The organism is Bradyrhizobium sp. SEMIA, assembly GCF_014844175.1.
Lineage (GTDB): Bacteria > Pseudomonadota > Alphaproteobacteria > Rhizobiales > Xanthobacteraceae > Bradyrhizobium > Bradyrhizobium arachidis.
Window position 1 is genome coordinate 3,538,919 of sequence record NZ_CP046601.1, and the last position, 20,889, is coordinate 3,559,807.

Here is a 20,889-nt window from a genome sequence, read left to right on the forward strand (position 1 = left end):
AGCCTGGCCGTTTCTGTATCCGGGCCTCGCGATGACGTTATCGGGGCGTTTGGCCGCATCCGAGAGGCCGTCCGGTCTTCCAACATGAGGAAAAAGCAACATATTCCGTCGAAACCTCGCCTATATTGGGACCTTAAAGGACTAGCCTCCTTCAAGACAGGACTATTGATTTGGCCATTACCCGACGCGATCTCCTGCTCACCGGCGCCGCTGCTGCCGCGCTCCCCGTTCTCGGCTCGGTCGCCGGCATTCCCGTCGTCGGCGCGGCCGAGGCGCAATCGGCAGGTGAGCTACCTTCAAATGGGGCTTGGCGCCACGCGCTGTCGCTGTTCGGAAAGGTCAAGTACCCCGCCGACTTCAAACGTTTCGACTATGTCAATCCGGAAGCGCCCAAAGGCGGCGTCGCGCGCCAGATTGCCGTCGGCACATTCGACAATTTCAACATCGTCGTCTCTGGGGTGAAGGGGCAGGTCGCTGGGGCCGTCGCGTTCATCTATGAATCGCTTCTGACGCCCGCGCTCGACGAGGTCTCGACCGAATACGGCGCGCTGGCTGAGGCCGTGAGCCATCCCGACGATTTCTCCTTCGTCACCTACCGGCTGCGGCCGGAGGCCAAATGGCACGACGGCAAGCCGGTCACCGCGGATGACGTGATCTTCTCGCTCGATTCCTTCAAGAAGCATCACCCGATGTACTCGGCCTATTACAGCCATGTGGTGAAAGCGGAGAAGGTCGGCGAGCGCGAAGTGAAGTTCGTGTTCGACGCGCCGGGCAACCGCGAGCTGCCGCAGATCGTCGGGCAGCTCACGGTGTTGCCGAAGCATTGGTGGGAGGGCACCGACGCGCAGGGCCGCAAGCGCGACGTCTCCGCGACCACGCTGGAAGTGCCGCTCGGCTCCGGCCCCTACAAGATCAAGGAATTTGTTGCCGGTCGCTCGATCGCGCTGGAGCGCGTCAAGGATTATTGGGGGCGCGACCTTGCCGCCAATGTCGGCCGAAACAATTTCGATGAGCTGCGCTACGAGTATTTCCGCGACGCCACCGTCGCGATCGAAGCGTTCAAGGCCGATCAGGTCGATTGGCGCACCGAGAACAGCGCAAAGAACTGGGCAACCGCCTACGACTTCCCGGCCGTCACCGAAAAACGCGTGATCCTGGAGGAATTCGCCAATCGCAGCTCGGGCGTCATGCAGGCCTTCGTGCCGAACCTACGTCGCGCCAAGTTCAGCGATCCCCGCGTGCGTCGTGCGCTCAACTACGCCTTCGACTTCGAGGAGATGAACAAGCAGATCTTCTACGGTCAGTACAAGCGTATCACCAGCTATTTCGACGGCATCGACGAGCTGATGGCGACCGGCTTGCCGCAAGGAAAGGAGCTCGAGATTCTCGAGACCGTTCGCGCCGAAGTCCCGCCGGAAGTGTTCACGACGGCCTATACAAATCCCGTCGGCGGCAGTCCGGAAGCCGTGCGCGATAATCTCCGCGAAGCGCTGCGCCTGTTCAAGGAGGCCGGCTACGAGGTGCGCGACCGCAAGCTGATCGACGTCAAGACCGGCGCCCAGTTCAGCTTGGAATTGCTGAATTCGGATCCGAGCTTCGAGCGGATCACGCTGTTCTACAAGCCGTCGCTGGAACGGCTCGGCATTGCCGTCAGCGTGCGAACGGTCGATCCGACCCAATACGAGAACAGGACGCGCGATTGGGATTTCGATGTCGTCACCAATTCTTGGGGCGAGTCGCAGTCGCCAGGCAACGAGCAGCGCGAGTTCTGGTCGTCCAAGACGGCCGACATCGCCGGGTCCCGCAACATCGCCGGCATCAAGAATCCGGCCGTGGACAAGCTGATCGAGCGGCTGATCTACGCCAGGGATCGCGACGATCTCGTCGCGGCAACCAAGGCGCTCGACCGCGTGCTGCTGTGGAATCACTACGTCGTGCCGCAGTGGACCTATACGAAGATACGCACCGCGCGATGGGACCGCTTCGGCCGGCCCTCGGAATTGCCCAGATACGGCCAATCCGGCTTCCCGTTCATCTGGTGGTACGACGCAGACAAGGCGGCGCGGATCGCAAAGAAATCGTGAAGGACGTTTCCCGCATGAGGCAGATGTCACGCCGCCACGTGCTGGCCCTGGGTGTCGGCACCTTGGGTGCATCCCTGGTCGGACCGCTGGCGCGCGGCGCGGCGGCGTCGGAAGGGTCGGCCGAGGCCCATGGCATCTCCGCCTTCGGCGATCTCAAATATCCCGCCGACTTCCCCCATTTCGATTATGTGAATCTGGACGCGCCGAAGGGCGGCACGTTCTCGCTCATCCCGTCGGTCCGCGCCTACAACCAGTCCTTCCAGACCTTCAACTCGCTCAACGCCTACATCCTGAAGGGCGACGGCGCGCAAGGCATGGACATGACCTTCGCGCCGCTGATGGTGCGCGCCAACGACGAGCCGGACGCGATGTACGGGCTGGCCGCCAAATCCGTGCAGATATCACAGGACAAGCTCACCTATCGCTTCACGATGCGGCCCGAGGCGAAATTCCACGACGGCAGCAGGCTCACCGCGCACGATGCGGCGTTTTCGTTGACGGCGCTGAAGACCAAGGGACATCCGCTGATCACCGTGCAGATGCGCGACATGGTCAGCGCGGAAGCTCTCGACGATGCGACGCTCGTCGTCACCTTCGCCAAGGGACGCGCGCGCGACGTGCCGCTCTATGTCGCTGGTCTGCCGATCTTCTCGAAGGCGTATTACGCGGCGCGAGCCTTCGATGAATCGACGCTGGATATTCCGCTCGGCTCGGGCCCGTACAAGGTCGGCCGGTTCGAGGTCAATCGCTACATCGAATTCGAGCGGGTCAAGGACTGGTGGGCCGCCGATCTGCCGGTTTGCCGCGGCAGCTACAATTTCGACGTCGTGCGCTACGAATTCTACCGCGACCGCGATGTCGCCTTCGAGGGTTTCACCGGCAAGAGCTATCTCTATCGCGAGGAGTTCACCGCCCGCATCTGGGCGACGCGGTATGATTTTCCGGCGGTGAAGGACGGCCGCGTCAAGATGGAGGTCGTGCCCGACGACACGCCATCCGGCGCGCAGGGCTGGTTCATCAACACGCGGCGCGACAAGTTCAAGGACCCGCGCGTGCGCGAGGCTCTGATCAATGCGTTCGACTTCGAGTGGACCAACAAGACCATCATGTACGGTGCCTATGCCCGTACCGTGTCGCCGTTCCAGAATTCGGATCTCATGGCCGGCGATGGACCGCCTTCGGCGGAAGAACTGAAGCTGCTGGAGCCGTTCCGCGGCAAGGTCCCCGACGAGGTGTTTGCTGCGCCATTCACGCCGCCGGTCACGGACGGCTCCGGGCAGGACCGCAGCCTGCTCCGCAAGGCGCAGCAATTGCTGAACGAGGCTGGCGTGCCGATCAAGGATGGCAAGCGGGTGCTGCCGAACGGCGAGCCGTTCAAGATCGAGTTCCTGCTGGACGAGCCGTCGTTCCAGCCGCACCATGCGCCGTACCTCAAGAATCTCGCGACGCTCGGCATCGAGGCCAGCGTGCGTCTCGTCGATGCGGTGCAATTCAAGGCGCGCCAGGAGGATTTCGATTTCGATATGTCGATCCAGCGCTTCAGCATGTCGGCGACGCCCGGCGATGCCATGCGCGCGTTCTTCTCCTCGCAGGTCGCGAACACCAGGGGATCATACAATCTCGCAGGCGTCGCCAGCCCTGCGATCGACGCCATGGTCGAGAAGATCATGGCCGCCGACAACCGCGAGGAGTTGACCATCGCCTGCCGCGCCTTCGATCGTCTGTTCCGGGCCGGCCGCTATTGGGTGCCGCAATGGTACAACAAGACGCACCGGCTGGCTTACTGGGACCAGTTCGGTCATCCGCAGAAGCTGCCGCGTTACGCCAATGGCGTCGGCGCCCCCGACATCTGGTGGCATGACGGCGGCAAGGCGGCCAAGCTCGATCAGGCGAAATAGTCATGAGCGCTTATATCGCCCGCCGCATCCTCTTGATGATCCCGACCCTGCTCGGGATCCTCTTCGTCTCCTTCGTCGTCGTGCAGTTCGCGCCGGGCGGCCCGGTCGAGCGCGTCATCGCGCAGCTCTCAGGTGCCGACACCGGCGGCACCTCGCGCATTTCGGGCGGGGGTGATTTTGCGCAGCGTGCACCGGGACAGCTCGGTGCAGGCGGCGATGCCATCAACTCGAAATATCGCGGCGCGCAGGGCCTCGATCCTGATTTCATCAAGAAGCTGGAAGTGCAGTTCGGTTTCGACAAGCCGGCGCCGGAACGCTTCGCCCTGATGGTGTGGAATTTCGCCCGCTTCGATTTCGGCAAGAGCTATTTCCGCGACGTCAGCGTGCTTCAGCTCATCAAGGAGAAGCTGCCGGTCTCGATCTCGCTTGGCCTGTGGCTGACGCTTCTGACCTATCTGATCTCGATCCCGCTCGGCATTCGCAAGGCCGTGAGCGACGGCGCGCGGTTCGACACCTGGACGTCGACCGTGCTCGTGCTCGGCTATGCCATTCCTGGCTTCCTGTTCGCGATCCTCCTGATCATCCTGTTTGCCGGCGGCTCGTTCTTCAACTGGTTCCCGCTGCGCGGGCTGACGTCGGATGGCTGGTCGCAGTTTCCCTGGTACTGGAAGATCATCGATTATTTCTGGCATCTGACGCTGCCGCTGATCGCCATGGGGCTGGGTGCGTTCACCACCATGACGTTCCTGACCAAGAACTCGTTCCTGGACGAGATCCGCAAGCAATACGTCATGACCGCGCGCGCCAAGGGTTGCAGTGAGAACCGCGTGCTTTACGGCCACGTCTTCCGCAACGCCATGCTGATCGTGATCGCGGGCTTTCCCGGAACCTTCATCCACGCCTTCTTTTCAGGCTCGCTCCTGATCGAGACCATCTTCTCGCTGGACGGGCTCGGGCTGCTCAGCTTCGAGAGCGTGCTCAACCGCGACTATCCCGTGGTGTTCGGCACGCTCTACATCTTTTCGCTGGTCGGACTCGTGATCAACCTGATCTCCGATCTGACCTATATGTGGATCGACCCCCGGATCGATTTCGAGGCGCGGGAGGTCTGATGACAATCACCGCACCGACGCCGATCGAGACCACGACCCAGTCTCCCCTGGGGGAGATCGTTCCGATCACGCGCAAGCCGTTCGCCCCTTCGCCGCTCAACCGGCGGCGATGGCAGAACTTCAAGGCCAACCGGCGCGGCTACTGGTCGTTCTGGATATTCATCGCGCTGTTCGTGATCTCGCTGTTCGCCGAGCTGATCGCCAACGATCGGCCCTTCCTGATCAAGTTCGACGGCCGTCTGTACTGGCCGGCCTTCGTGACTTATTCGGAAACCACCTTCGGCGGTGATTTCGAGACGGCCGCCGACTATCGCGATCCCTATTTGCAAAAACTCATCAAGGACAAGGGCGGCGTCATCGTCTGGCCGCTGATCCGCTATTCCTACGACACCCACAATCTCGATCTGCCGACCCCGGCGCCGTCGCCGCCGACCTGGATGCTGACGGAAGCGCAGTGCAAGCCGGTGGTCGAGAAGAAGGGACTGAAGAGCTGCCGCGATCTCGAATATAACTGGCTCGGCACCGACGATCAGGGCCGTGACGTGGTGGCGCGATTGATCTACGGCTTCCGCATCTCCGTGCTGTTCGGCCTTTGCCTCACCATTGTCTCATCCGTCATCGGCATTGCCGCAGGCGCGGTGCAGGGTTATTTCGGCGGCTGGGTCGATCTCATCTTCCAGCGCTTCATCGAGATATGGACGGCGATTCCCTCGCTCTATCTTCTCCTGATCCTGTCCTCGGTGCTCGTGCCGGGCTTCTTCGTGCTGCTCGGCATCCTGCTGCTGTTCTCCTGGGTCTCGCGTGGTCGGTCTTGGTGCGGGCGAGTTCCCTGCGCGTACAATTTAAAAAGGTTCTTCGCGGGCAGATTTCATCGATCGTAAGATGTCTACCCAAAGATGTCGGCATCCACTCGGGGCAGCGGGGCACGGGAGGATGACGATGAGACAGAGCCAGGCGGAAACGCGCCGCCAAAATGTCGCGAAGCGTTCGATGACCAAGGAGGCCAAGCAGCTGGCCGGCCTGATCGCCGGACTGCGCAAATCCCTCGACGGGATTCACAAGGAGCGGGCGAGCTCCAAGCTCACCGGCGCCGAGATGGGAATGCTCGACGAACGCCGCAACAACCTGCTGCTCACCATCGCAGCCCTGGACGATCGCCTCTCGGCGGTGCAGGGGCTGATCGATCTTGGCCGCCCTCACGTGATCCGCGTGCACTGAGCGGATTGCAGGCGCTTAGCGGTTCCGTCGCGGCGGCGATGGGCCCGGGCCCGGCTGGCGATTTTGCATAGCATAGGGATTGGCGTAGCACTGGGCGGACTGCCCGGATGCGGTCGCCGCGCATTGCGCCATCGACACGAAACTGCAAGCGATGGAGCTGCCGTCGAGGGTATAGACCTCGATGCAGACGGGATAACGCGGATCGTAGGTCTGCGCCTCGGCCGGCACGGAGCCGGGCAAGCCCGCGCCAAGCAGGCTTACGACAAGCAAGCTCACGACAAGCAGAATCGCGTTTTTGACGCGTGACATGATCAACCTTCTTCGTTTAGGCGGGACCTTGGCACAATGCTGCCGTGGATGGCACCAAATTGCCACGCTCCTGGCGAATTGCCGCCAAAGCCCGCTGCCACGACGGGGACGGGTGGCAGGGCAACGCAAGGGGATGCGCATTGGCCTATAAGATGGTCGCAGAACGCGACAACGAGAAGTGCAGTTTTGCCCGCGAGAGCCGGTTGCTGATTGTGGCGAAGGCGAGGGTCTGGGCGAGCGAGGGATGGCAGGTTGTCATCACCGACCAGGACGGCAAGTCGTATACTCCGCCCGAATTCGATCAGTTGTTGGCGGCGTGACTGCGCAACGCGGCTAGGGGACGACTGGATTTGACGACGGTATTTCGAACGGGGCGCGAGATAATCGCGCCCTTGATGACTCTCGCAGCCGCTGCGGCACTGACGGCGACGGTCGCGTCCGCACAAAATCTCGACGCCGGCAAACCGCCCGCAAAACTCTTCGCTGACGGCTGCGCCACCTGTCACCGCAGCCCGCGGGGATTGGCGAAAGGGCGCTTCAGTGTAACTCTCGCCTGGTTCCTGAAGGACCATTACGCGACCAGCCCGGACTCCGCCAAGGCGCTCGCTGCCTATTTGCAGTCCGTCGATGAACCGCCGCCAAACGCCGCGGGCAAGAAGCCCCGCGCAAAGCCTTCCAAGTCGGCGTCGCGTCCGCCAAAGCCGGTTCAGAGCCCGTAGCCCGGATCGAATGCGCTACGTGCGTCGATAGGTCTGCGCGATCAGGCGATCGTGCACGGCGCGAAGGTCGGCGTTCATCCGTGTTTGTCCCGTCGTGACATAGGACAGCCAGGCGCCGTCGGCGGCGAGGCGGACGACATGGAGCTCGGGCGTTGCGTCAGTCGCGCGATGGCGCTTCAGGCGCGCCTTCATCCAGTCGTTCCAGAGCCGGCGCAATGACGGATCGGTGACGACGACCATGCTCAGCGCCGCCCAGGGCGTTGCGAATCCGAACGCCTTGCCGGTGAACACCGCATTGACATAGGCGCGTGTAAAGCTGCCGCGCGGCTTGGGATCGGCCTCGATGGCGGCGTCGATCTCGGCATCGACGCGGGCAAGGAGGTCGGCGAACAGCCCCTCGATCAGCGCCTGCTTGCTGCCGAAATGATGAAACAGCCCGCCCTTGGTGACGCCGGCGGCCGCTGCCACGGCCTGTACCGTGACGCCCGGCACGCCATGGTCCATGGCGATCGCCGCGGCGCAGTCGAGCAGGGCGCGCCGCACCTGCTCGGGCTGCTTGGCGCGGGTGTAGGCGCTTTCCGCCATCAATGCACCGTGGTCTCCGAGAACAGGTTGATGACCACGACCCCCGATACGATCAGCGCGATGCCGACAAAGGCCGCGGCGTCCAGCATCTGGCGGAACAGCACGAAGGAGACGGTGGCGGTCAGGATGATGCCGACGCCGCCCCAGATCGCATAGGCGATGCTCAGGGGAATGACCCGGATCGCCACCGACAGCGCGTAGAACGAGGCGACGTAGAACAGCACCATGGCCAACGTCGGCCACGGCCGCGTGAACTGCGCGGACTGCTGGAGGAAGGCGGACGCCGTGACCTCGAACACGATGGCGAGGGTAAGGGCAGCATAGGCGTTGAAGGCGGAGGTCATGGTCAATCAGGTGTTTTTGCTCGAAAGATACCGCGCGGTAGGTATGTTTAGCACGCGGAACATGGCTTTTGGCTGGACCAGCTATCACGGGTGAGTGACGCGCCTGCGACAGGCGGGGAACACGGCACGAAGCCGCCGCACGATGATCGTGCGGCGGCTTCGAATGGTCGCAGCGGCTCCGGCGCGCGTCAGTTGATCCGCACGGAGAGCTCGACGTCGTCGGCAAAGGCCGTGGACATGTAGCCGCTGCCGGGCCTGCGCACGCGTGCGAGGTAGTCAGGGCTGAAATCGGCATTGTCGGCGACGACGATCGCGCCCGGCCTGAGATGGCCTTCGACCAGATTCAGGATCTCCGGGTAGAGCGCCTTGGCGCCGTCGAGCAGCACGAGATCGATCGTCTCGGGCAGATCCGTGCGAAGCGTCTTCAGCGCATCGCCCTCGCGGATTTCGACGAGATCGATCAGGCCGCCGGCCGAAAGATTCTCACGCGCCCGCACGGCCTTGGACGGTTCGAACTCGCTTGTGATGAGGCGGCCGCCGCCATTGTCGCGCAGGCCCGCTGCAAGGTGCAGGGTCGACAGCCCGAACGAGGTGCCGAACTCGACGATCGCCTCGGCGCGGGAACTGCGCGTCAGCATGTAGAGCAGCATGCCGGTCTCGCGCGACACCGCGAGCGGTGCGTCCTTCAGCCGGCCATAGAGCTCGGCATAATCGGTCTTGCTCCGCATCATACGTGCCCGCTCGGCATCGGACAGGTCGGCGACGGCGGCTTGCGTTGCATTGCTTGCGGCTTCGGCCTCGAGGAACAGGCGGTCCAGCAGCGGCGCAAGCGATGTGATGGTCGGGGTGGTCATTCGAGGTCTCCGGATCGGTGGGAAAGCGCGTGCTTGCGCGGAGCAGGAAATACGACTAATTCGTCGCATTTCCTATTCGCATTGCCAGGGTGTGCCATGGCCGACCGTCGAAGCCGTTCAGTTTCCTCACGAAAACAGCCGCGACAGGCCCGCTCCACCGAGCTGGTGGCGGCCATTCTAGATGCCGCTGTTCAGGTCCTGGCGAAGGAGGGAGCGCAACGTTTCACCACGGCGCGGGTGGCGGAGCGGGCCGGGGTGAGCGTCGGGTCGCTCTACCAATATTTTCCGAACAAGGCCGCGATCCTGTTTCGCCTCCAGAGCGACGAGTGGCGGCGTACGAGTGAGATGTTGCGCGGCATTCTCGAAGACCGCGCGACGCCGCCCCTGGCTCGGCTGCGCGCGCTGGTCCATGCCTTCATCCGCTCCGAATGCGAGGAGGCAGCGATCCGCACGGCGCTCAGCGACGCCGAGCCGCTCTATCGCGACGCGCCCGAGGCGCAGGACGCGCGGGCCGCGGGCGAGGGCATTGTCGCGGCCTTCATGCGGGAGGCATTGCCCAAGGTCTCGGATGCGACGCGCGAGCTCGCCGGCGAGCTGATCACGACGACATTGAGCGAGGTCGGCAAGCGGTTCTCGGAGACGCCGCGCAGCGAGACCGAGATCGCGCGTCATGCCGACGGGCTGGCCGACATGTTCTGCGCCTATCTCGCGGAGCTCGCGCGAGGCCGCGATCATTCCTGACATCCGCATTTGCGGCCCAATATCGTTCGGACTCGGGGGGATATTGGGTTAGCCTCGCATCGTCCTTCGTCCAGCCCGAGCGCCGCCATGCATGTCCTCCGTCCCCAATTCCGCATCGAGGAGCAGCGCGCGCTGGAATTTGCCGCAAGGCGCGGCTTCGGCGTGATCGTGGCGGCGGATGAGCGCGGCCCGCGCGCCTCACACGTGCCGTTCGTGCTGTGCGAGCGTGACGGATGCGCGATCGTGCAGGCCCATTTCACTGCGAAGAATCCGCTTGTGTCGCTTGCGGACGGCAACAGGCGCTTCCTGCTGATCGTCGCCGGCGATGATGCCTACATTTCGAACGACTGGTATTCCTCACGCGAAAACGTCTCGACCTGGCTTTACGAGGCCGTGCATCTTTCGGGTGTGGCGCATCTGCGCGGGCTGGATCAGAACCGCGGACATGGCGATGCGTTGCTGGCGGCCTCTGAGGCGCGGCTTCCGAAACAGCCCTGGGATCTCGCGCAGATGGAGGGCGGCAAGCGCGAGAGCATGCTGGCTGCGATCTGCGTCGTCGATATCGTGGTGGACCAGATCGAGGGGCAAGCCAAGCTCAACCAGCACAAGCCCGATGCGGACCATGTCGCCGTGGCAAACCAGCTGGCGCGCTCGCAGGAGAGCGGACACCGGCGGCTGGCACGCAAGATGAAGGCGCTACGGCCGGAGCTCGGGTATGAGCTCCGATAGCTTGCCACATTCAGCATTTGACCGTACGGACCTCCGCATGCTCGTCATCTCCATTCAAAGCCAGGTGGTCCACGGCCATGTCGGCAACAGCGCGGCCGCCTATGCCATGCAGGCGGAGGGCGTGAACGTCGCGGCGGTACCGACGACGCTGCTGTCAAACCATCCGCGCTATCCAACCCTGCGCGGACGCGTGCTGGAGACCGAGCTCGTCGCTGATCTGCTGAGGGGTGTCGAGGAGCGCGGTCTCGTCGAGGAGGCCGCCGTGCTCGTCACCGGCTATCTCGGCTCGGTCGGCAACGCCGCCGTGATCGCCGATTTCGTCGAACGGGCGCTCACGCGCAATTCCAAGCTGGTCTATCTCTGCGACCCCGTGATCGGCGACGATGGCCGCGTCTATGTCGCCGACGGCATTCTGGACGTGGTGCGGCACCGGCTGCTGCCGGCCGCGAAGACCACCACGCCGAACCAGTTCGAGCTCGAGCTGCTGTCGGGCATCAAGATTGGGGACGCGCAGGGTCTGCGCGCAGCGTGCGCGGCTCTCGCGGGGACCAGCCGCATCGATGTCGTCGCTACCGGCTGCACGCTCGCCGATACGCCAGCCGGGCAGGTGGAGACGATCCTCTGCGCGGATGGTCAGTTGTCGCGCTTTGCGACGCCGCGTCTGCCGATCCGTCCCTACGGCACTGGCGATCTCCTCACCGGCCTGATTGCGGCGCATCTGGCGAAGGGCTTGGCCATGGACGCGGCAGTACGGCTCGCCGTCGACACTATTTTTGCGGTGCTGGTGCGCACACAGGATGCCGGCACCGCCGAGATGCGGCTCGTGCCGCTGCCGATACCGGAGCCCAAATCGTAACGAGTCAGGTCGCGCGCTTACTGGCGGATTGCGCCGACTTCTGCGGCTTGGCCGAGCTCTTCTGCTCGCGCGCAGCATGCGCCTTCGCCTTCGATGGCCTGGTGCTGGCCACAGCCCGCGCCTTCTTGGACTTGGTGTTCGCGGCTTCCTTGCGGTCGCTCGCGCCGCCGCGCTTCGAAATGTATTCCTTGCCGTCGATCGGGCCGACATGCGGCGGATCGCGGTCGAGATAGGGCCGGCCGACGCCGAGCGCCTTGCCGTTGGCGTCGACCCATTTCCACAGGATTTCGGTCGAGACCCAGCGCTGCGCGCGATTGTTGCCCTGGGTGCTGACGATGTCGGCCGCCATGCCGTGGCCGTAGCCGCCGCGCGTGCTGCCGCCGTGATAGGAGCGATCGGAGGCGGCTTTCAGGCCGCTCGCGATTGACTGGCGATAGTCGTCGCGGAACGCGCTGGTGATGCCGGGCGAAAGGCCGGCGGCTTCGGCGGCGAGCAGCGTGCGGAACAGTTTTCGCTTAAAGCTCTTGTCCATGCCGCCGATGACATAGTCCATCATCGACATGCCGGCGTGCTCGGCCGCCTTCGGGTCCTTCCAGCCGAAATCCTCGTCGACCAGCTTGGTGAAGCTGCGCATCACGGTGACCGTCTTGCCCCTGCGCTTGATGGAGACGGCGCGGCGCTCCTGCACCTTGATGGAGTCTTCCTTGGGCGTGCGCTGGTAGAGCGCCCAGAGATAGCGGTCGATGCAGGCGTCGATGACGAAGCATTCGTCGAGCACGGCGACGGTGTCGGCCGGCGGCGATGCCTTGCTTGGGGCTGGGGTGGGTCCGCCCGTAATTGCCGCGGGCGACGGTTCGTCGGTGGTCACGATCTCGGTGGGATCGGCGGAGGCAATCTTGACCGGCTCGGGCGCCGGTGCAGGCGGAGCCTCGCTGACGACGGGCTCCGGTTCCGGCGAAATCTGCGGTGCGGGCGGCGGTTCCGCCGGCACGATCAGCGCCGGATCAGCCGAAGCGAGCTTGACGGCCGGGGCGGGCTCCTCGGACGCCGCTGGTTCCGCGATTGGTGGGGCGACCGCAGCGGCCGCCGCGATGTCGGCCGTCAGCGCGATACCGTCCTCGAGGGTCGCAGCGTGCGGAACATCGGCGAGCTCGAGACGGATGAGATCTTTCGCACGGGACACCGAGGCCGCATTGGCGCCGCTGTTCTCGATGAGCGCTGGAGCGTAGGCGGAGAGGGAGAGCGCCAGCCAGCCGGCCATCACGGCCGAAGGGCACGCGACAGCCACAAGAAGAGACCGCCGATCGTTCATGATCCCTGCCTCCAAACGGTTCTGTTCAAAACCCGTCTTGTCCGAACAGTCTTGATGCAAACAGTCTTGCACGGAAAGGCATGTAGCAGCGTCGATTGTTCGGAGGACGATGTGGCGGCGCAATGGCGCAAATGGCTTACATTGAGCTTTTCGCCTGGGTGTTGCGCAAGAGCAACGCGAGTTCCATCGCAGTTCGGGTGGGGAAGCACCGGAAAAGGCCCGCAAATTCAAGGTTCTTTGTCGACAAATTGAAGCGGATGGATTTACTCAATCTTGGATTGATCAGGTGCATCTCTCCCGTGCCGGCAACGTCCGGTAGAGTTGGGAAGGACACGATAGTGAAATTGAAATCCACGCTGGCCGCTTTCGCCGCCGATGAGTCCGGCGCCACCGCAATCGAATACGGCTTGATCGCAGCGGGCATCGCGCTGGCCATCATCGAAGTGATTTACGCACTCGGGACCAATCTCGTCGCAAAGCTGCAGGCGCTGGCAACGGCGTTGAAATAGAACGTTGCGCGAGGCTCTCTCGTCATTGCGTTCGCAATGACGAGTGGAGGAGCGCGGCGTTTTGCCCGGTACGTCGCGGCAACCTTGCTGACGTGTGTGCGTTGATCGGCCATGACGCATTCCTCGCTTCGTCCCATGGACGCCTTCGATCCCTCCGAGCCCGCCATCCTGCATGATCGCGTCTCGGGCACGATTATCACCTGGACCGCCGATCAGGCCGACGATTACCGGCGGGCCAGCCGGTTGCGGGGCGATGGAACAGTGGTCTGGAAGGCCTATGTTTTCGACGGCTGGGGCAACGTGATGGGTGGTTAGCCTCGGGCTGGGAGGGAACGCGCTTAGGGAATTGGGCGCGTTAGGCATATCGCCATGCATGTTGCGCGATATTGCGTTGCAGCAATGCATATCGCAATGCAGCAAATCAGGCTTACATGTGCTCCGCACTTCTTCCAGGAGCATCACCATGAACAAGAAGACTTTGTCGATCGCAGTTGCCGCCCTCGCCATCGCGGGCTCGACTGCCACCTTCGCCGGCGAATTGCCGGCCTACGAGGCCAATGGCATTCCGGCTTCGCCCCTGCAGGTCCGCGTGCTCGGCGCCAAGAATGTCGAGCAGCAGGTGACGGCACCCGCCACCAGCGTGACGGCGCTCCAGGTCAGCGTCCTGACCCCGCGCAAGGTGAAGACGGCGACCGTGACCACGGGCTCGGCGCGCTGAGCTTGACGAGACACGCGCGCATCGTGCCGCTGTCGCGATGTTGAATTCGCGGCCTTCGATGCGCGACACTCCGGAACCGCGCTCCCATTTGGAGCGCGGTTTTTCTTTGCGGCGCTCGACAGCGAATTTTCGTGTTGCGTGCGCGGATCGAGAATCCGGAGATGAAAAGGGAAGTGCGATGCCGTCATTGTGTACGGCCGTTCAAGACGAGTGTGATCTTCTTAATACTTGTTTTGCAGATCGCGGCGCCTGATGCGCACGCCGCATATTGAGCGGCCAATTCTGGAATCATACCGGAGCCGTCATGCCTGTTGCGCAGAAAGCCGTTGTTGCAAGTACTTCGCCGCGTGAATTCATCGTCAAGCATCTCGCCTTGTTCGCAGCCGCTGCGCTGTTCGTGTTCGTGCTGAGCCTGACCTACGGGCTCGATCTCAGCCCCGGATTTTTCTAAAGCCGGCTACGCATTCTTCGATGAACGCAGGCTCGATGGCGATCTCCCGTAGAGCTCGGCGAAGGCGGCGTTGAAGCGGCGCAGGCTGCCGAAGCCGGCCTGGAACGCAATGTCAGTCATGGTGTGATCGCCGGCATCGAGCAGGCGTTTGGCGCGCTGGACACGTAGCGTCTTCGCAAGCTGCTGCGGCGTCGCGCCGACATGGCGCTCGAACAATCGCGCCAGATGCCGCGAGGAGATGCCGAGCCGCATTGCGAGCGTCACTACCGAATTCTCGTCCAGCGCACCTTCATTGATCAGCTTCACCGCGCGCGCCACCGTCGAGCGCGTGCCGTTCCAGGCCGGGCAGAACGGTGCGGTCTCGGGACGGCAGCGCAGGCAAGGCCGGAAGCCTGCGGCCTCGGCTGCGGCGGCCGTCGGATAATAGACGACGTTGCGCGTCAGCGGCTGCTTGGCCGGACACACCGGGCGGCAATAGATGCCCGTCGTCTTCACCGCCGTAAAGAAGCGGCCGTCATAGTGTGGATCCCGGCGCAGGCGCGCGGTGTTGCAGTCTTCAAAACTCAGCATGGCCCGATGATAGCGCATGCCGGCGCTCTGGGAAGAGCCGCGGGATGACCGAGTCCGATTGTGGCGAGCCGCGGCGCGGGCACCGGCTTAGAACGCGGCCCTCAACGCAAGCCGGGGTATCGCATCGTGACCAGTTCGAAAGACGTCGTCCTCAACGCCTGGAAGACTTTTTCATCGCGCGACAAGGATCGCATCGCCGCGCTCTTCACCGACGACGCCGAATGGATCGCGCCGAAGGGCAATGCCACCGCGGTTGCGCTCGACCATACCGACCACATGGTCGGCGCGGAGCAGATCGCGCGCTTCATCGCGCAGGAGATGCACAGGATGTTCTCGGAGATCGATATCGCCTTTCGCGGCGTCTATGCCGACGGCGATATCGTGATCGTGGAGGAGCGGATGCGCGCGACGCTCTCCAGTGGCAGGCATTACGAGAACGACTATTGCTTCGTGTTCACGGTGGCGGGCGACAAGATCCGCGAGGTCCGGGAATACATGGATACGCGCAAGGGATGGCGGATGGTGTTCGGCGAGGAGGGGTGATGGCATTCGCGATGCGTGCCAGCCCTGCACCGGCGTGGGTTGAGCCTCACCACGCACTGACATAAGGCTTCCCCATGGATCAGCGGACGAGCGGCGCTGACGCTCTCACTCACAAGACTGATGCGACGCCGGCGCTGCTCGGCGTCGTCTGCGGCCTGTCGGCGGCGCTGTTCTGGGCGCTCGGCTTTGCCGGCACGCGGCATGGACTGAAGGTCGGCTTCACGCCGGTCGATCTGCTCCTGCATCGCTACGTCTGGTCCGGTATCGCCTTCCTGCCGCTGGTGTTGCGCGCCGGCATCTCCGATCTCTGCGGCATCGGCTGGGGCAGGGGTCTTGCGCTGATGGTGCTCGGCGGCCCCGTGATGGCGCTGATCTCCTATGCCGGTTTCATGTTCGTGCCGCTCGGCCATGGCAGCGTGATCCAGCCCTCCTGCGCGACGCTCGGCGGACTGCTGCTGGCGGCCTTGTTCCTGAAAGAGAAGATCTCAGCCTCGCGTCTTATCGGCGCCCTGGTCATCGTCGGCGGGCTCGGTGTGATCGGCGCCGAATCGATCGGCCATATCGGGGTCGACGGGGTGCAGGGCGATCTGATCTTCGTGCTGACCGGATTGATGTTCGCCGGCTTCGGCGCGCTGCTGCGGCACTGGCGCGTCTCCGCGGTCTCGGCCGCGCTGGTCATCAACGTGCTGTCGCTGCTGCTATTGCCGGTCTACCTCGCCACCGGCGGCCTCGCTCGACTGGCAGCAATTGGCATCAGCGAGAACGCCATCCAGGCGCTGGCGCAGGGCGTGCTCGCAGGTCCCGGTGCGCTTTATCTCTACGCCGTCTCGGTCCAGCGCCTCGGCGTTGCCCGCGCCGCCGTGTTCCCGGCGATCGTGCCGGCCCTGACGCTGCTGGTCGGCTGGCTGCTGCTCGGCGAGGCCCCGACCACGCTGCAACTGGCGGGACTTGGCACGGTGCTGTGCGGATTTTACTTGGCGCAGCGGCAGCGCTGATTCCCGTCGAGCGATCAACCTCCCGTCATCGTGAGGCGGCAATTGCCTGCTAGTGCTTGTGCCCCGCCGTCGCCGGCATAGCTATGGGAGACGCGGATTTCCGCGCCGCCCCCTTTCAGGTAAAATCATTGCATGAGCGAGATCGAAACGCTGTTCGGTGTGCTGCGCCAGTCGGTCGACGAGGACGTCGTCGACCTCATCGAGCGCATGGTGCGGGAGGCGCCGGACCATGCGCTCTCCAAGATCAACCCGCTGCATCTGGCCGGCGAGGCCAGCCTCGATGAGGAAGAGGTGATCGGCGCCCTCTTGCGCGCGGTCGGGCTCGGCATCCTCGAGATGACCTGGAGCGTGATGTGCCCGAGCTGCGCCGGCGTGCTCTCCGCCAACAAGAGTCTGAAGACCGTCAACAGCGCGCAGTATCATTGCGCGTTCTGCGCGGCGGGCTATGAGACGACGCTGGACAATCTGGTCGAGGTGACCTTCACGGTCAGCCCGCGCGTGCGCAAGATCGCCGCCCACAATGCCGACGAGCTGTCGCTCGCCGAATATTATCGCCAGGTGTTCTGGAGCTCGGCGATCGACCTCCCCACCGATGTCGATGCGCTCATGCGCGAGCTCACGCTCGAGGCCGTCGACCTGCCGCCGGGCGAGCGGGCGATCCTGTCGCTTCAGATTCGAGCGGGCATGCTGATCCTGTTCGATCCCGTGACGCACACGGCGCAGTTCATCGAGGTCAAGGGCGAGGAGACCAGCGAGCGCCAGAACCTCGCCCTGATCTTCAACAAGGCCGACGTGCCGGTCGATGCGGTCACGCTTCGACCAGGCGCGCTCAGGCTCACGCTGGAGAACCGCACCGATACGCGTGTGCTGCCGGCGGTGTGGGTTGCGGACGGGCGGCTCGATGCCGTCCTGACGCGGCGGAGGCCCAGCCTCACCGCGAAGCGGCTGCTCACCAACCAGACCTTCCGCGATCTCTACCGCACCGAGACGCTCGCCATCGGCCAGCGCCTGAAGATTTTAAGCCTGACCTTCCTGTTCTCCGACCTCAAGGATTCCACCGGCCTCTACGAGCATGTCGGCGACCTCGTCGCCTTCGATCTCGTCAACGAGCATTTCCGGCTGCTGCAGGAGATCATCGCCGCCGAGCGCGGCGCCGTGGTCAAGACCATCGGCGATGCCGTGATGGCGACGTTCGAGACCCCGGACCGGGCGATCGCCGCCGCGATCCGTATGCGCGAGGCCATGAGCGAGCTCGGGGCGCAGCGCCAGCAGCAGGGGCTGCTGCTGAAGATGGGCATCCACGAGGGATCGTGCCTTGCGGTCACGCTCAATGGCCAGCAGGACTATTTCGGCCAGACCGTCAACATCGCCTCGCGCGTCCAGGGCCTCGCCGCCTCGCGCTCGATCGTGGTGACGGAGCAGGTTGTGGAGAATGCCGAGACGCGCAACCTGCTCGAGGCCGGCGGCCTCGTTCCAACCCGCCGCAGCGTTGCGCTGAGCGGGATCGCGGAACGGGTGTCGGTGTACGAGATCCCCTAAGTCCGAATTGCGGGTGCGGCACCATCCCGGATTGCGCGTTGCGCTATCCGGGCTACGCTGCCCGCCATGAGCATCCTCCTCAACATCGACGTCCCTGATGTCGCCGCTGCCACGACCTTCTACACCGCCGCGTTCGGCCTGACGGTCGGACGCCGCTTCGGTTCCGACTTCGTCGAACTGCTGGGCTGGCCGGCGCCGGTGTATCTGCTCACCAAAGCGGCCGGCACGATCGGCGCGGGCGGTGACCGCCGTCGCTACGAGCGGCATTGGTCGCCGCTGCATATCGACGTCGTCGTTGACGATGTCGATGCCGCCGTTGCGCGCGCGCTCGCCGCCGGCGCGGTGCTTGAGGTGCCCGCATGCGATGCGCCCTATGGGCGGATCGCGATGCTGGCCGATCCGTTCGGGCACGGGTTTTGTCTCTTGGCGTTCAGCGCGAAGGGGTACGACGCGCTGCTTGATGCGGAAGCGTAGCGTCGTGGCGATGCGAGTCCGGCAAAAGTTCGAAAACAACCCCATGCACAGTAGAAAACAAGCGGGATTTCAACGCCGGGCAGGGCGTGGATGGCCGGGACGAGCTTGGCCATGACGGCGTGGGGGCCAGGCTGCCCAAAGCTCCGATGCCATATGCGATTGACTGGGTCGCGGCGGTGAGCGCGGATCGACTTCGGCGATACCGAAATATCGTTTGACCCGTCGGGCAAAACAGGGGCATGATGCCAGGGTGGCGCCGGTGCGACGGAAGCTTGTGCCGCGCTGGGGCCGCGGAGCGACATGCCAGGCAAGCCGAAGAAAAAACCGCAGAGAAAACTGAGGACGTACCAGACCTCGCTCGGCTTCTACGACCAGGCGGTCGCCGCACCCTCGATGAAGGCGGCGCTGGAGGCGTGGGGCGCGAGCTCCAATCTCTTCCATCAGGGCGTTGCGAAGGAGACCGACGATCCCGATGTCGTCGCGGCGACGATGGCAAGCCCCGGCGTCGTGCTGAGGCGTCCGGTCGGCTCGGACGATCCGTTCACCGAGAACGCCCAGCTGCCGACCGATCTCGGCGACGGCGAGGCCAGGCACAAGTCCAGGCCCAAACGCAAGCCCAGGGCGGAAGCGAAGAAGCGTCCCGTCAAGGCCGCACCCAAGACATCGCGCAAGGCCGATGATCAGGCCGCGCGCAAGGCCGCCGCGGCTTTCGAGAAGGCGGAGCGGCGGCGCGAAGCCGAGCGCCGCAAGGAGGAGGACGCCCGCGCCAAGGCGCGAGGCGAGACGGGAGCACGAGGCGCGCGCCGCGGCGATCGAGGCCGAGCGGGCCGCGCTCGACGAACGCGCTGAAGCCGAGCAGACCCGCTGGCACAAGCAACGGCGGAAGCTGGAGGACGCGCTGCGCCGCGCGCGGGAGTAGGCGGGCGCGGGTTGCTTGGGGGGCGTGTATGGAGGCGGCTTCCCTGCGGCCATCCTTCGAGACGCCCGCCTTGGGCGGGCTCCTCAGGATGACGACGGACTGTGCGGCAGCAGTTTCAACGGCGCAGTGCTGCTTAGCCTCATCCTGAGGAGACCGCGGAGCGGTCGTCTCGAAGGACGAGGCGCTCGCTCAGGCCGTGCGAAATGCCCACATGCGACCGCCCCGCCGCGGATGGGAGCAAATCCTTTACCATGGCGGCCGGTCGCGGGCGCGGCGGTGGAACATTAGGAGTTTTGCGAAAAACTCTGCGCTAGCTTCCCATCCGGAATGTGCGGCTGCGTCGGATACCTCGTCCGGCTGCAGCGCGCTTACGGGAGCTGTCATGAGCGATCATCGCGCCGCCGTCAGGCATCACACGCTGCGGACCGGCATTGTCGAGTTCGACAACGGCGCCGGCAGCGTCATCAGCGTGCCCTGCACGATCCGCGATGTCTCCGGCACCGGCGCGCGCCTGCAGCTCAACAGCTCGGCCTGGGTGCCGGAGCAGTTTTCAGTGATCTTCTCGAGCGGACTGCGCAAGGCCTGCCGGCTCGCCTGGCGCAAGGAGCGGCTGATCGGCACCGCATTCGCGGACGGCTATGCGAGCCCGGAGGAGCAGGCCGCCATGATGACCGCGGACGAGCAGTCCCGCCACCGGCTCGGCATCGGCGCGCGTGTCAAAGCCGCGCGCGAGAGCCGCGGCTACACCAAAGCCCAGCTCGCCGAGCGCATCGGCGTGTCGCCCGATTTCCTGTCGCTGGCCGAGAGGGGCGAGGCGGACATTCCGGTCTACCAGCTGATGCACATCGCCGATTTGCTGATGGTCAGTCTCGACGGGCTCGTGGCAGGGCCTGCGCCCGAGGACGCCGACGCGGCGTAGCGCTTCGCCCGCCGCACCACTTCGTCAATCAGCCGTGCGCCTCCAGGCAGGCGCGGACCTTGTCCGCCTGCGGGCGCGGGACGGCATGGGCGCGCCACTGCTCGCGCGTGGCGCCGGCAGCGGCGAGGCAGCGATTGATGTTGCGCTCATAGGTCTCGCGGGACATGCGATCGCGCTTGGCCTGGCAGGCGGGGTTGCCGCCGCACTCGTAAAGGGGAGCAGCCTCGGCCGCCGAGATGCCCACCGACAAGACCGTCACGACAAAAACCGTCATCAATTTGTTCATCAATCCCCCAAAAGATACGAATCGATTTGAATAATGACCAAACGTCTAGCGTGTTCAATTGGGCACTGCAATCCAAGGGGGTGCGCCGGTTGAGCCTGGACGTCGGACCGCCGACCCCACGAGGTTGCGGCCCGGAGAGCTGATCGGGGCGGGCGGCGAGCGAGAACCGACAGCGTTCATTCAAGCAAGTTGACAGCGAATTGGC

At 64.4% G+C, this 20,889-nt stretch carries 25 protein-coding genes and 2 pseudogenes; 20 read left to right on the plus strand and 7 right to left on the minus strand.

Features of this window, described 5'->3' with window-relative positions:
* Positions 1-170: 170 nt before the first annotated feature.
* The 5 genes and pseudogenes from FOM02_RS17335 (at position 171) to FOM02_RS17355 (ending at position 6,312) form a co-directional block, all read left to right on the plus strand.
* On the plus strand, positions 171-2,084 hold the full coding sequence (locus tag FOM02_RS17335; protein WP_027561221.1) for an extracellular solute-binding protein: 1,914 nt from the start codon (positions 171-173) through the stop codon (positions 2,082-2,084).
* A gap of 14 nt (positions 2,085-2,098) precedes the next feature.
* The gene (locus FOM02_RS17340; protein WP_027561220.1) at positions 2,099-3,982 is read left to right on the plus strand and encodes an extracellular solute-binding protein; all 1,884 of its coding nucleotides are present in this window, start codon (positions 2,099-2,101) and stop codon (positions 3,980-3,982) included.
* A 2-nt stretch (positions 3,983-3,984) separates the two neighbouring features.
* Complete coding sequence (locus FOM02_RS17345; RefSeq protein WP_027561219.1) at positions 3,985-5,094, plus strand: microcin C ABC transporter permease YejB; 1,110 nt, start codon at positions 3,985-3,987, stop codon at positions 5,092-5,094.
* Positions 5,094-5,894: pseudogene (locus FOM02_RS17350) on the plus strand (ABC transporter permease); the annotation flags it as partial. The gene FOM02_RS17345 and the pseudogene FOM02_RS17350, both read left to right, overlap by 1 nt.
* Positions 5,895-6,033: 139 nt before the next feature.
* On the plus strand, positions 6,034-6,312 hold the full coding sequence (locus tag FOM02_RS17355) for a hypothetical protein (RefSeq protein WP_027557752.1): 279 nt from the start codon (positions 6,034-6,036) through the stop codon (positions 6,310-6,312).
* Positions 6,313-6,327: 15 nt separating this feature from the next.
* On the opposite strand, the gene FOM02_RS17360 is transcribed toward FOM02_RS17355, so the two are convergent.
* Positions 6,328-6,621: a DUF3551 domain-containing protein gene (locus tag FOM02_RS17360; RefSeq protein WP_027557753.1), complete on the minus strand. Its 294-nt coding sequence runs from the start codon at positions 6,619-6,621 to the stop codon at positions 6,328-6,330.
* A gap of 44 nt (positions 6,622-6,665) precedes the next feature.
* Between FOM02_RS17360 and FOM02_RS17365 the strand changes: the two genes are divergently transcribed.
* Positions 6,666-6,941 carry a hypothetical protein gene (locus tag FOM02_RS17365; RefSeq protein WP_143130598.1) on the plus strand — a complete coding sequence of 92 codons (276 nt, stop codon included), beginning with the start codon at positions 6,666-6,668 and terminating at the stop codon, positions 6,939-6,941.
* Positions 6,942-7,016: 75 nt separating this feature from the next.
* Positions 7,017-7,340: a hypothetical protein gene (locus tag FOM02_RS17370; RefSeq protein ID WP_027557755.1), complete on the plus strand. Its 324-nt coding sequence runs from the start codon at positions 7,017-7,019 to the stop codon at positions 7,338-7,340.
* 15 nt (positions 7,341-7,355) lie between these two features.
* Here the strand turns inward: FOM02_RS17370 and FOM02_RS17375 are convergent, their stop codons facing one another.
* The 3 genes from FOM02_RS17375 to FOM02_RS17385 form a co-directional block, all read right to left on the minus strand.
* Complete coding sequence (locus FOM02_RS17375; protein ID WP_027557756.1) at positions 7,356-7,925, minus strand: TetR family transcriptional regulator; 570 nt, start codon at positions 7,923-7,925, stop codon at positions 7,356-7,358.
* Positions 7,925-8,269, minus strand: coding sequence for a DMT family transporter (locus FOM02_RS17380; protein ID WP_027557757.1), 345 nt, complete (start codon positions 8,267-8,269; stop codon positions 7,925-7,927). Before FOM02_RS17380 ends, FOM02_RS17375 begins: the two co-directional genes overlap by 1 nt.
* A gap of 188 nt (positions 8,270-8,457) precedes the next feature.
* Positions 8,458-9,123 (minus strand): O-methyltransferase, encoded by a 666-nt coding sequence (locus FOM02_RS17385; RefSeq protein WP_027557758.1) that lies wholly within the window; start codon positions 9,121-9,123, stop codon positions 8,458-8,460.
* A gap of 96 nt (positions 9,124-9,219) precedes the next feature.
* Between FOM02_RS17385 and FOM02_RS17390 the strand changes: the two genes are divergently transcribed.
* The 3 genes from FOM02_RS17390 to pdxY all read left to right on the plus strand — a co-directional run bounded on the left by FOM02_RS17390 (position 9,220) and on the right by pdxY (position 11,449).
* Positions 9,220-9,864, plus strand: coding sequence for a TetR family transcriptional regulator (locus FOM02_RS17390; protein ID WP_027557759.1), 645 nt, complete (start codon positions 9,220-9,222; stop codon positions 9,862-9,864).
* Between the two features lie 87 nt (positions 9,865-9,951).
* Positions 9,952-10,593, plus strand: coding sequence for an FMN-binding negative transcriptional regulator (locus FOM02_RS17395; RefSeq protein ID WP_027557760.1), 642 nt, complete (start codon positions 9,952-9,954; stop codon positions 10,591-10,593).
* 37 nt (positions 10,594-10,630) lie between these two features.
* A complete protein-coding gene (pdxY, locus tag FOM02_RS17400; protein WP_027557761.1) occupies positions 10,631-11,449 on the plus strand; it encodes a pyridoxal kinase in 819 nt (272 codons plus the stop codon).
* Positions 11,450-11,453: 4 nt separating this feature from the next.
* Here pdxY and FOM02_RS17405 read toward each other — a convergent pair whose 3' ends face one another.
* The gene (locus FOM02_RS17405; protein WP_027557762.1) at positions 11,454-12,761 is read right to left on the minus strand and encodes a hypothetical protein; all 1,308 of its coding nucleotides are present in this window, start codon (positions 12,759-12,761) and stop codon (positions 11,454-11,456) included.
* 338 nt (positions 12,762-13,099) lie between these two features.
* Here FOM02_RS17405 and FOM02_RS17410 point away from each other — a divergent pair, with 338 nt between their 5' ends.
* The 4 genes from FOM02_RS17410 to FOM02_RS17425 all read left to right on the plus strand — a co-directional run bounded on the left by FOM02_RS17410 (position 13,100) and on the right by FOM02_RS17425 (position 14,439).
* On the plus strand, positions 13,100-13,270 hold the full coding sequence (locus tag FOM02_RS17410; RefSeq protein WP_084334171.1) for a Flp family type IVb pilin: 171 nt from the start codon (positions 13,100-13,102) through the stop codon (positions 13,268-13,270).
* A 111-nt stretch (positions 13,271-13,381) separates the two neighbouring features.
* A complete protein-coding gene (locus FOM02_RS17415) occupies positions 13,382-13,585 on the plus strand; it encodes a hypothetical protein (RefSeq protein ID WP_027557764.1) in 204 nt (67 codons plus the stop codon).
* A gap of 148 nt (positions 13,586-13,733) precedes the next feature.
* A complete protein-coding gene (locus FOM02_RS17420) occupies positions 13,734-13,988 on the plus strand; it encodes a hypothetical protein (protein WP_027557765.1) in 255 nt (84 codons plus the stop codon).
* A gap of 304 nt (positions 13,989-14,292) precedes the next feature.
* The gene (locus FOM02_RS17425) at positions 14,293-14,439 is read left to right on the plus strand and encodes a hypothetical protein (RefSeq protein ID WP_167336511.1); all 147 of its coding nucleotides are present in this window, start codon (positions 14,293-14,295) and stop codon (positions 14,437-14,439) included.
* Between the two features lie 6 nt (positions 14,440-14,445).
* Here FOM02_RS17425 and FOM02_RS17430 read toward each other — a convergent pair whose 3' ends face one another.
* A complete protein-coding gene (locus tag FOM02_RS17430) occupies positions 14,446-15,027 on the minus strand; it encodes a bifunctional transcriptional activator/DNA repair enzyme AdaA (protein ID WP_027557766.1) in 582 nt (193 codons plus the stop codon).
* Between the two features lie 108 nt (positions 15,028-15,135).
* Between FOM02_RS17430 and FOM02_RS17435 the strand changes: the two genes are divergently transcribed.
* The 6 genes and pseudogenes from FOM02_RS17435 (at position 15,136) to FOM02_RS17460 (ending at position 20,398) form a co-directional block, all read left to right on the plus strand.
* Entirely contained in the window at positions 15,136-15,552 is a 417-nt protein-coding gene (locus tag FOM02_RS17435) for a nuclear transport factor 2 family protein (protein ID WP_051377910.1), read from the plus strand.
* A gap of 74 nt (positions 15,553-15,626) precedes the next feature.
* Positions 15,627-16,547, plus strand: coding sequence for a DMT family transporter (locus FOM02_RS17440; protein WP_027557768.1), 921 nt, complete (start codon positions 15,627-15,629; stop codon positions 16,545-16,547).
* Between the two features lie 132 nt (positions 16,548-16,679).
* Positions 16,680-18,086, plus strand: coding sequence for an adenylate/guanylate cyclase domain-containing protein (locus tag FOM02_RS17445; RefSeq protein ID WP_027557769.1), 1,407 nt, complete (start codon positions 16,680-16,682; stop codon positions 18,084-18,086).
* Positions 18,087-18,152: 66 nt separating this feature from the next.
* Entirely contained in the window at positions 18,153-18,560 is a 408-nt protein-coding gene (locus tag FOM02_RS17450; RefSeq protein ID WP_051377908.1) for a VOC family protein, read from the plus strand.
* A 300-nt stretch (positions 18,561-18,860) separates the two neighbouring features.
* Positions 18,861-19,479, plus strand: a pseudogene (locus FOM02_RS17455) (cell envelope biogenesis protein TolA).
* A gap of 382 nt (positions 19,480-19,861) precedes the next feature.
* Complete coding sequence (locus FOM02_RS17460) at positions 19,862-20,398, plus strand: helix-turn-helix domain-containing protein (RefSeq protein ID WP_265441922.1); 537 nt, start codon at positions 19,862-19,864, stop codon at positions 20,396-20,398.
* A gap of 28 nt (positions 20,399-20,426) precedes the next feature.
* Here the strand turns inward: FOM02_RS17460 and FOM02_RS17465 are convergent, their stop codons facing one another.
* Entirely contained in the window at positions 20,427-20,672 is a 246-nt protein-coding gene (locus tag FOM02_RS17465; protein ID WP_027557773.1) for a hypothetical protein, read from the minus strand.
* Positions 20,673-20,889: the final 217 nt, after the last annotated feature.

Excerpts from the sequence above, each read along its gene's own strand:
- FOM02_RS17415 (WP_027557764.1), top strand. The coding sequence starts at position 13,382 with ATGACGCATTCCTCGCTTCGTCCCATGGACGCCTTCGATCCCTCCGAG.
- FOM02_RS17355 (WP_027557752.1), top strand. The coding sequence starts at position 6,034 with ATGAGACAGAGCCAGGCGGAAACGCGCCGCCAAAATGTCGCGAAGCGT.
- FOM02_RS17380 (WP_027557757.1), bottom strand. The coding sequence starts at position 8,269 with ATGACCTCCGCCTTCAACGCCTATGCTGCCCTTACCCTCGCCATCGTG.
- FOM02_RS17375 (WP_027557756.1), bottom strand. The coding sequence starts at position 7,925 with ATGGCGGAAAGCGCCTACACCCGCGCCAAGCAGCCCGAGCAGGTGCGG.
- FOM02_RS17360 (WP_027557753.1), bottom strand. The coding sequence starts at position 6,621 with ATGTCACGCGTCAAAAACGCGATTCTGCTTGTCGTGAGCTTGCTTGTC.
- FOM02_RS17460 (WP_265441922.1), top strand. The coding sequence starts at position 19,862 with ATGAGCGATCATCGCGCCGCCGTCAGGCATCACACGCTGCGGACCGGC.
- FOM02_RS17450 (WP_051377908.1), top strand. The coding sequence starts at position 18,153 with ATGAGCATCCTCCTCAACATCGACGTCCCTGATGTCGCCGCTGCCACG.
- pdxY (WP_027557761.1), top strand. The coding sequence starts at position 10,631 with ATGCTCGTCATCTCCATTCAAAGCCAGGTGGTCCACGGCCATGTCGGC.
- FOM02_RS17370 (WP_027557755.1), top strand. The coding sequence starts at position 7,017 with ATGACTCTCGCAGCCGCTGCGGCACTGACGGCGACGGTCGCGTCCGCA.
- FOM02_RS17465 (WP_027557773.1), bottom strand. The coding sequence starts at position 20,672 with ATGACGGTTTTTGTCGTGACGGTCTTGTCGGTGGGCATCTCGGCGGCC.
- FOM02_RS17345 (WP_027561219.1), top strand. The coding sequence starts at position 3,985 with ATGAGCGCTTATATCGCCCGCCGCATCCTCTTGATGATCCCGACCCTG.
- FOM02_RS17425 (WP_167336511.1), top strand. The coding sequence starts at position 14,293 with ATGCCTGTTGCGCAGAAAGCCGTTGTTGCAAGTACTTCGCCGCGTGAA.
- FOM02_RS17395 (WP_027557760.1), top strand. The coding sequence starts at position 9,952 with ATGCATGTCCTCCGTCCCCAATTCCGCATCGAGGAGCAGCGCGCGCTG.
- FOM02_RS17420 (WP_027557765.1), top strand. The coding sequence starts at position 13,734 with ATGAACAAGAAGACTTTGTCGATCGCAGTTGCCGCCCTCGCCATCGCG.
- FOM02_RS17385 (WP_027557758.1), bottom strand. The coding sequence starts at position 9,123 with ATGACCACCCCGACCATCACATCGCTTGCGCCGCTGCTGGACCGCCTG.
- FOM02_RS17390 (WP_027557759.1), top strand. The coding sequence starts at position 9,220 with ATGGCCGACCGTCGAAGCCGTTCAGTTTCCTCACGAAAACAGCCGCGA.
- FOM02_RS17340 (WP_027561220.1), top strand. The coding sequence starts at position 2,099 with ATGAGGCAGATGTCACGCCGCCACGTGCTGGCCCTGGGTGTCGGCACC.
- FOM02_RS17445 (WP_027557769.1), top strand. The coding sequence starts at position 16,680 with ATGAGCGAGATCGAAACGCTGTTCGGTGTGCTGCGCCAGTCGGTCGAC.
- FOM02_RS17440 (WP_027557768.1), top strand. The coding sequence starts at position 15,627 with ATGGATCAGCGGACGAGCGGCGCTGACGCTCTCACTCACAAGACTGAT.
- FOM02_RS17430 (WP_027557766.1), bottom strand. The coding sequence starts at position 15,027 with ATGCGCTATCATCGGGCCATGCTGAGTTTTGAAGACTGCAACACCGCG.
- FOM02_RS17405 (WP_027557762.1), bottom strand. The coding sequence starts at position 12,761 with ATGAACGATCGGCGGTCTCTTCTTGTGGCTGTCGCGTGCCCTTCGGCC.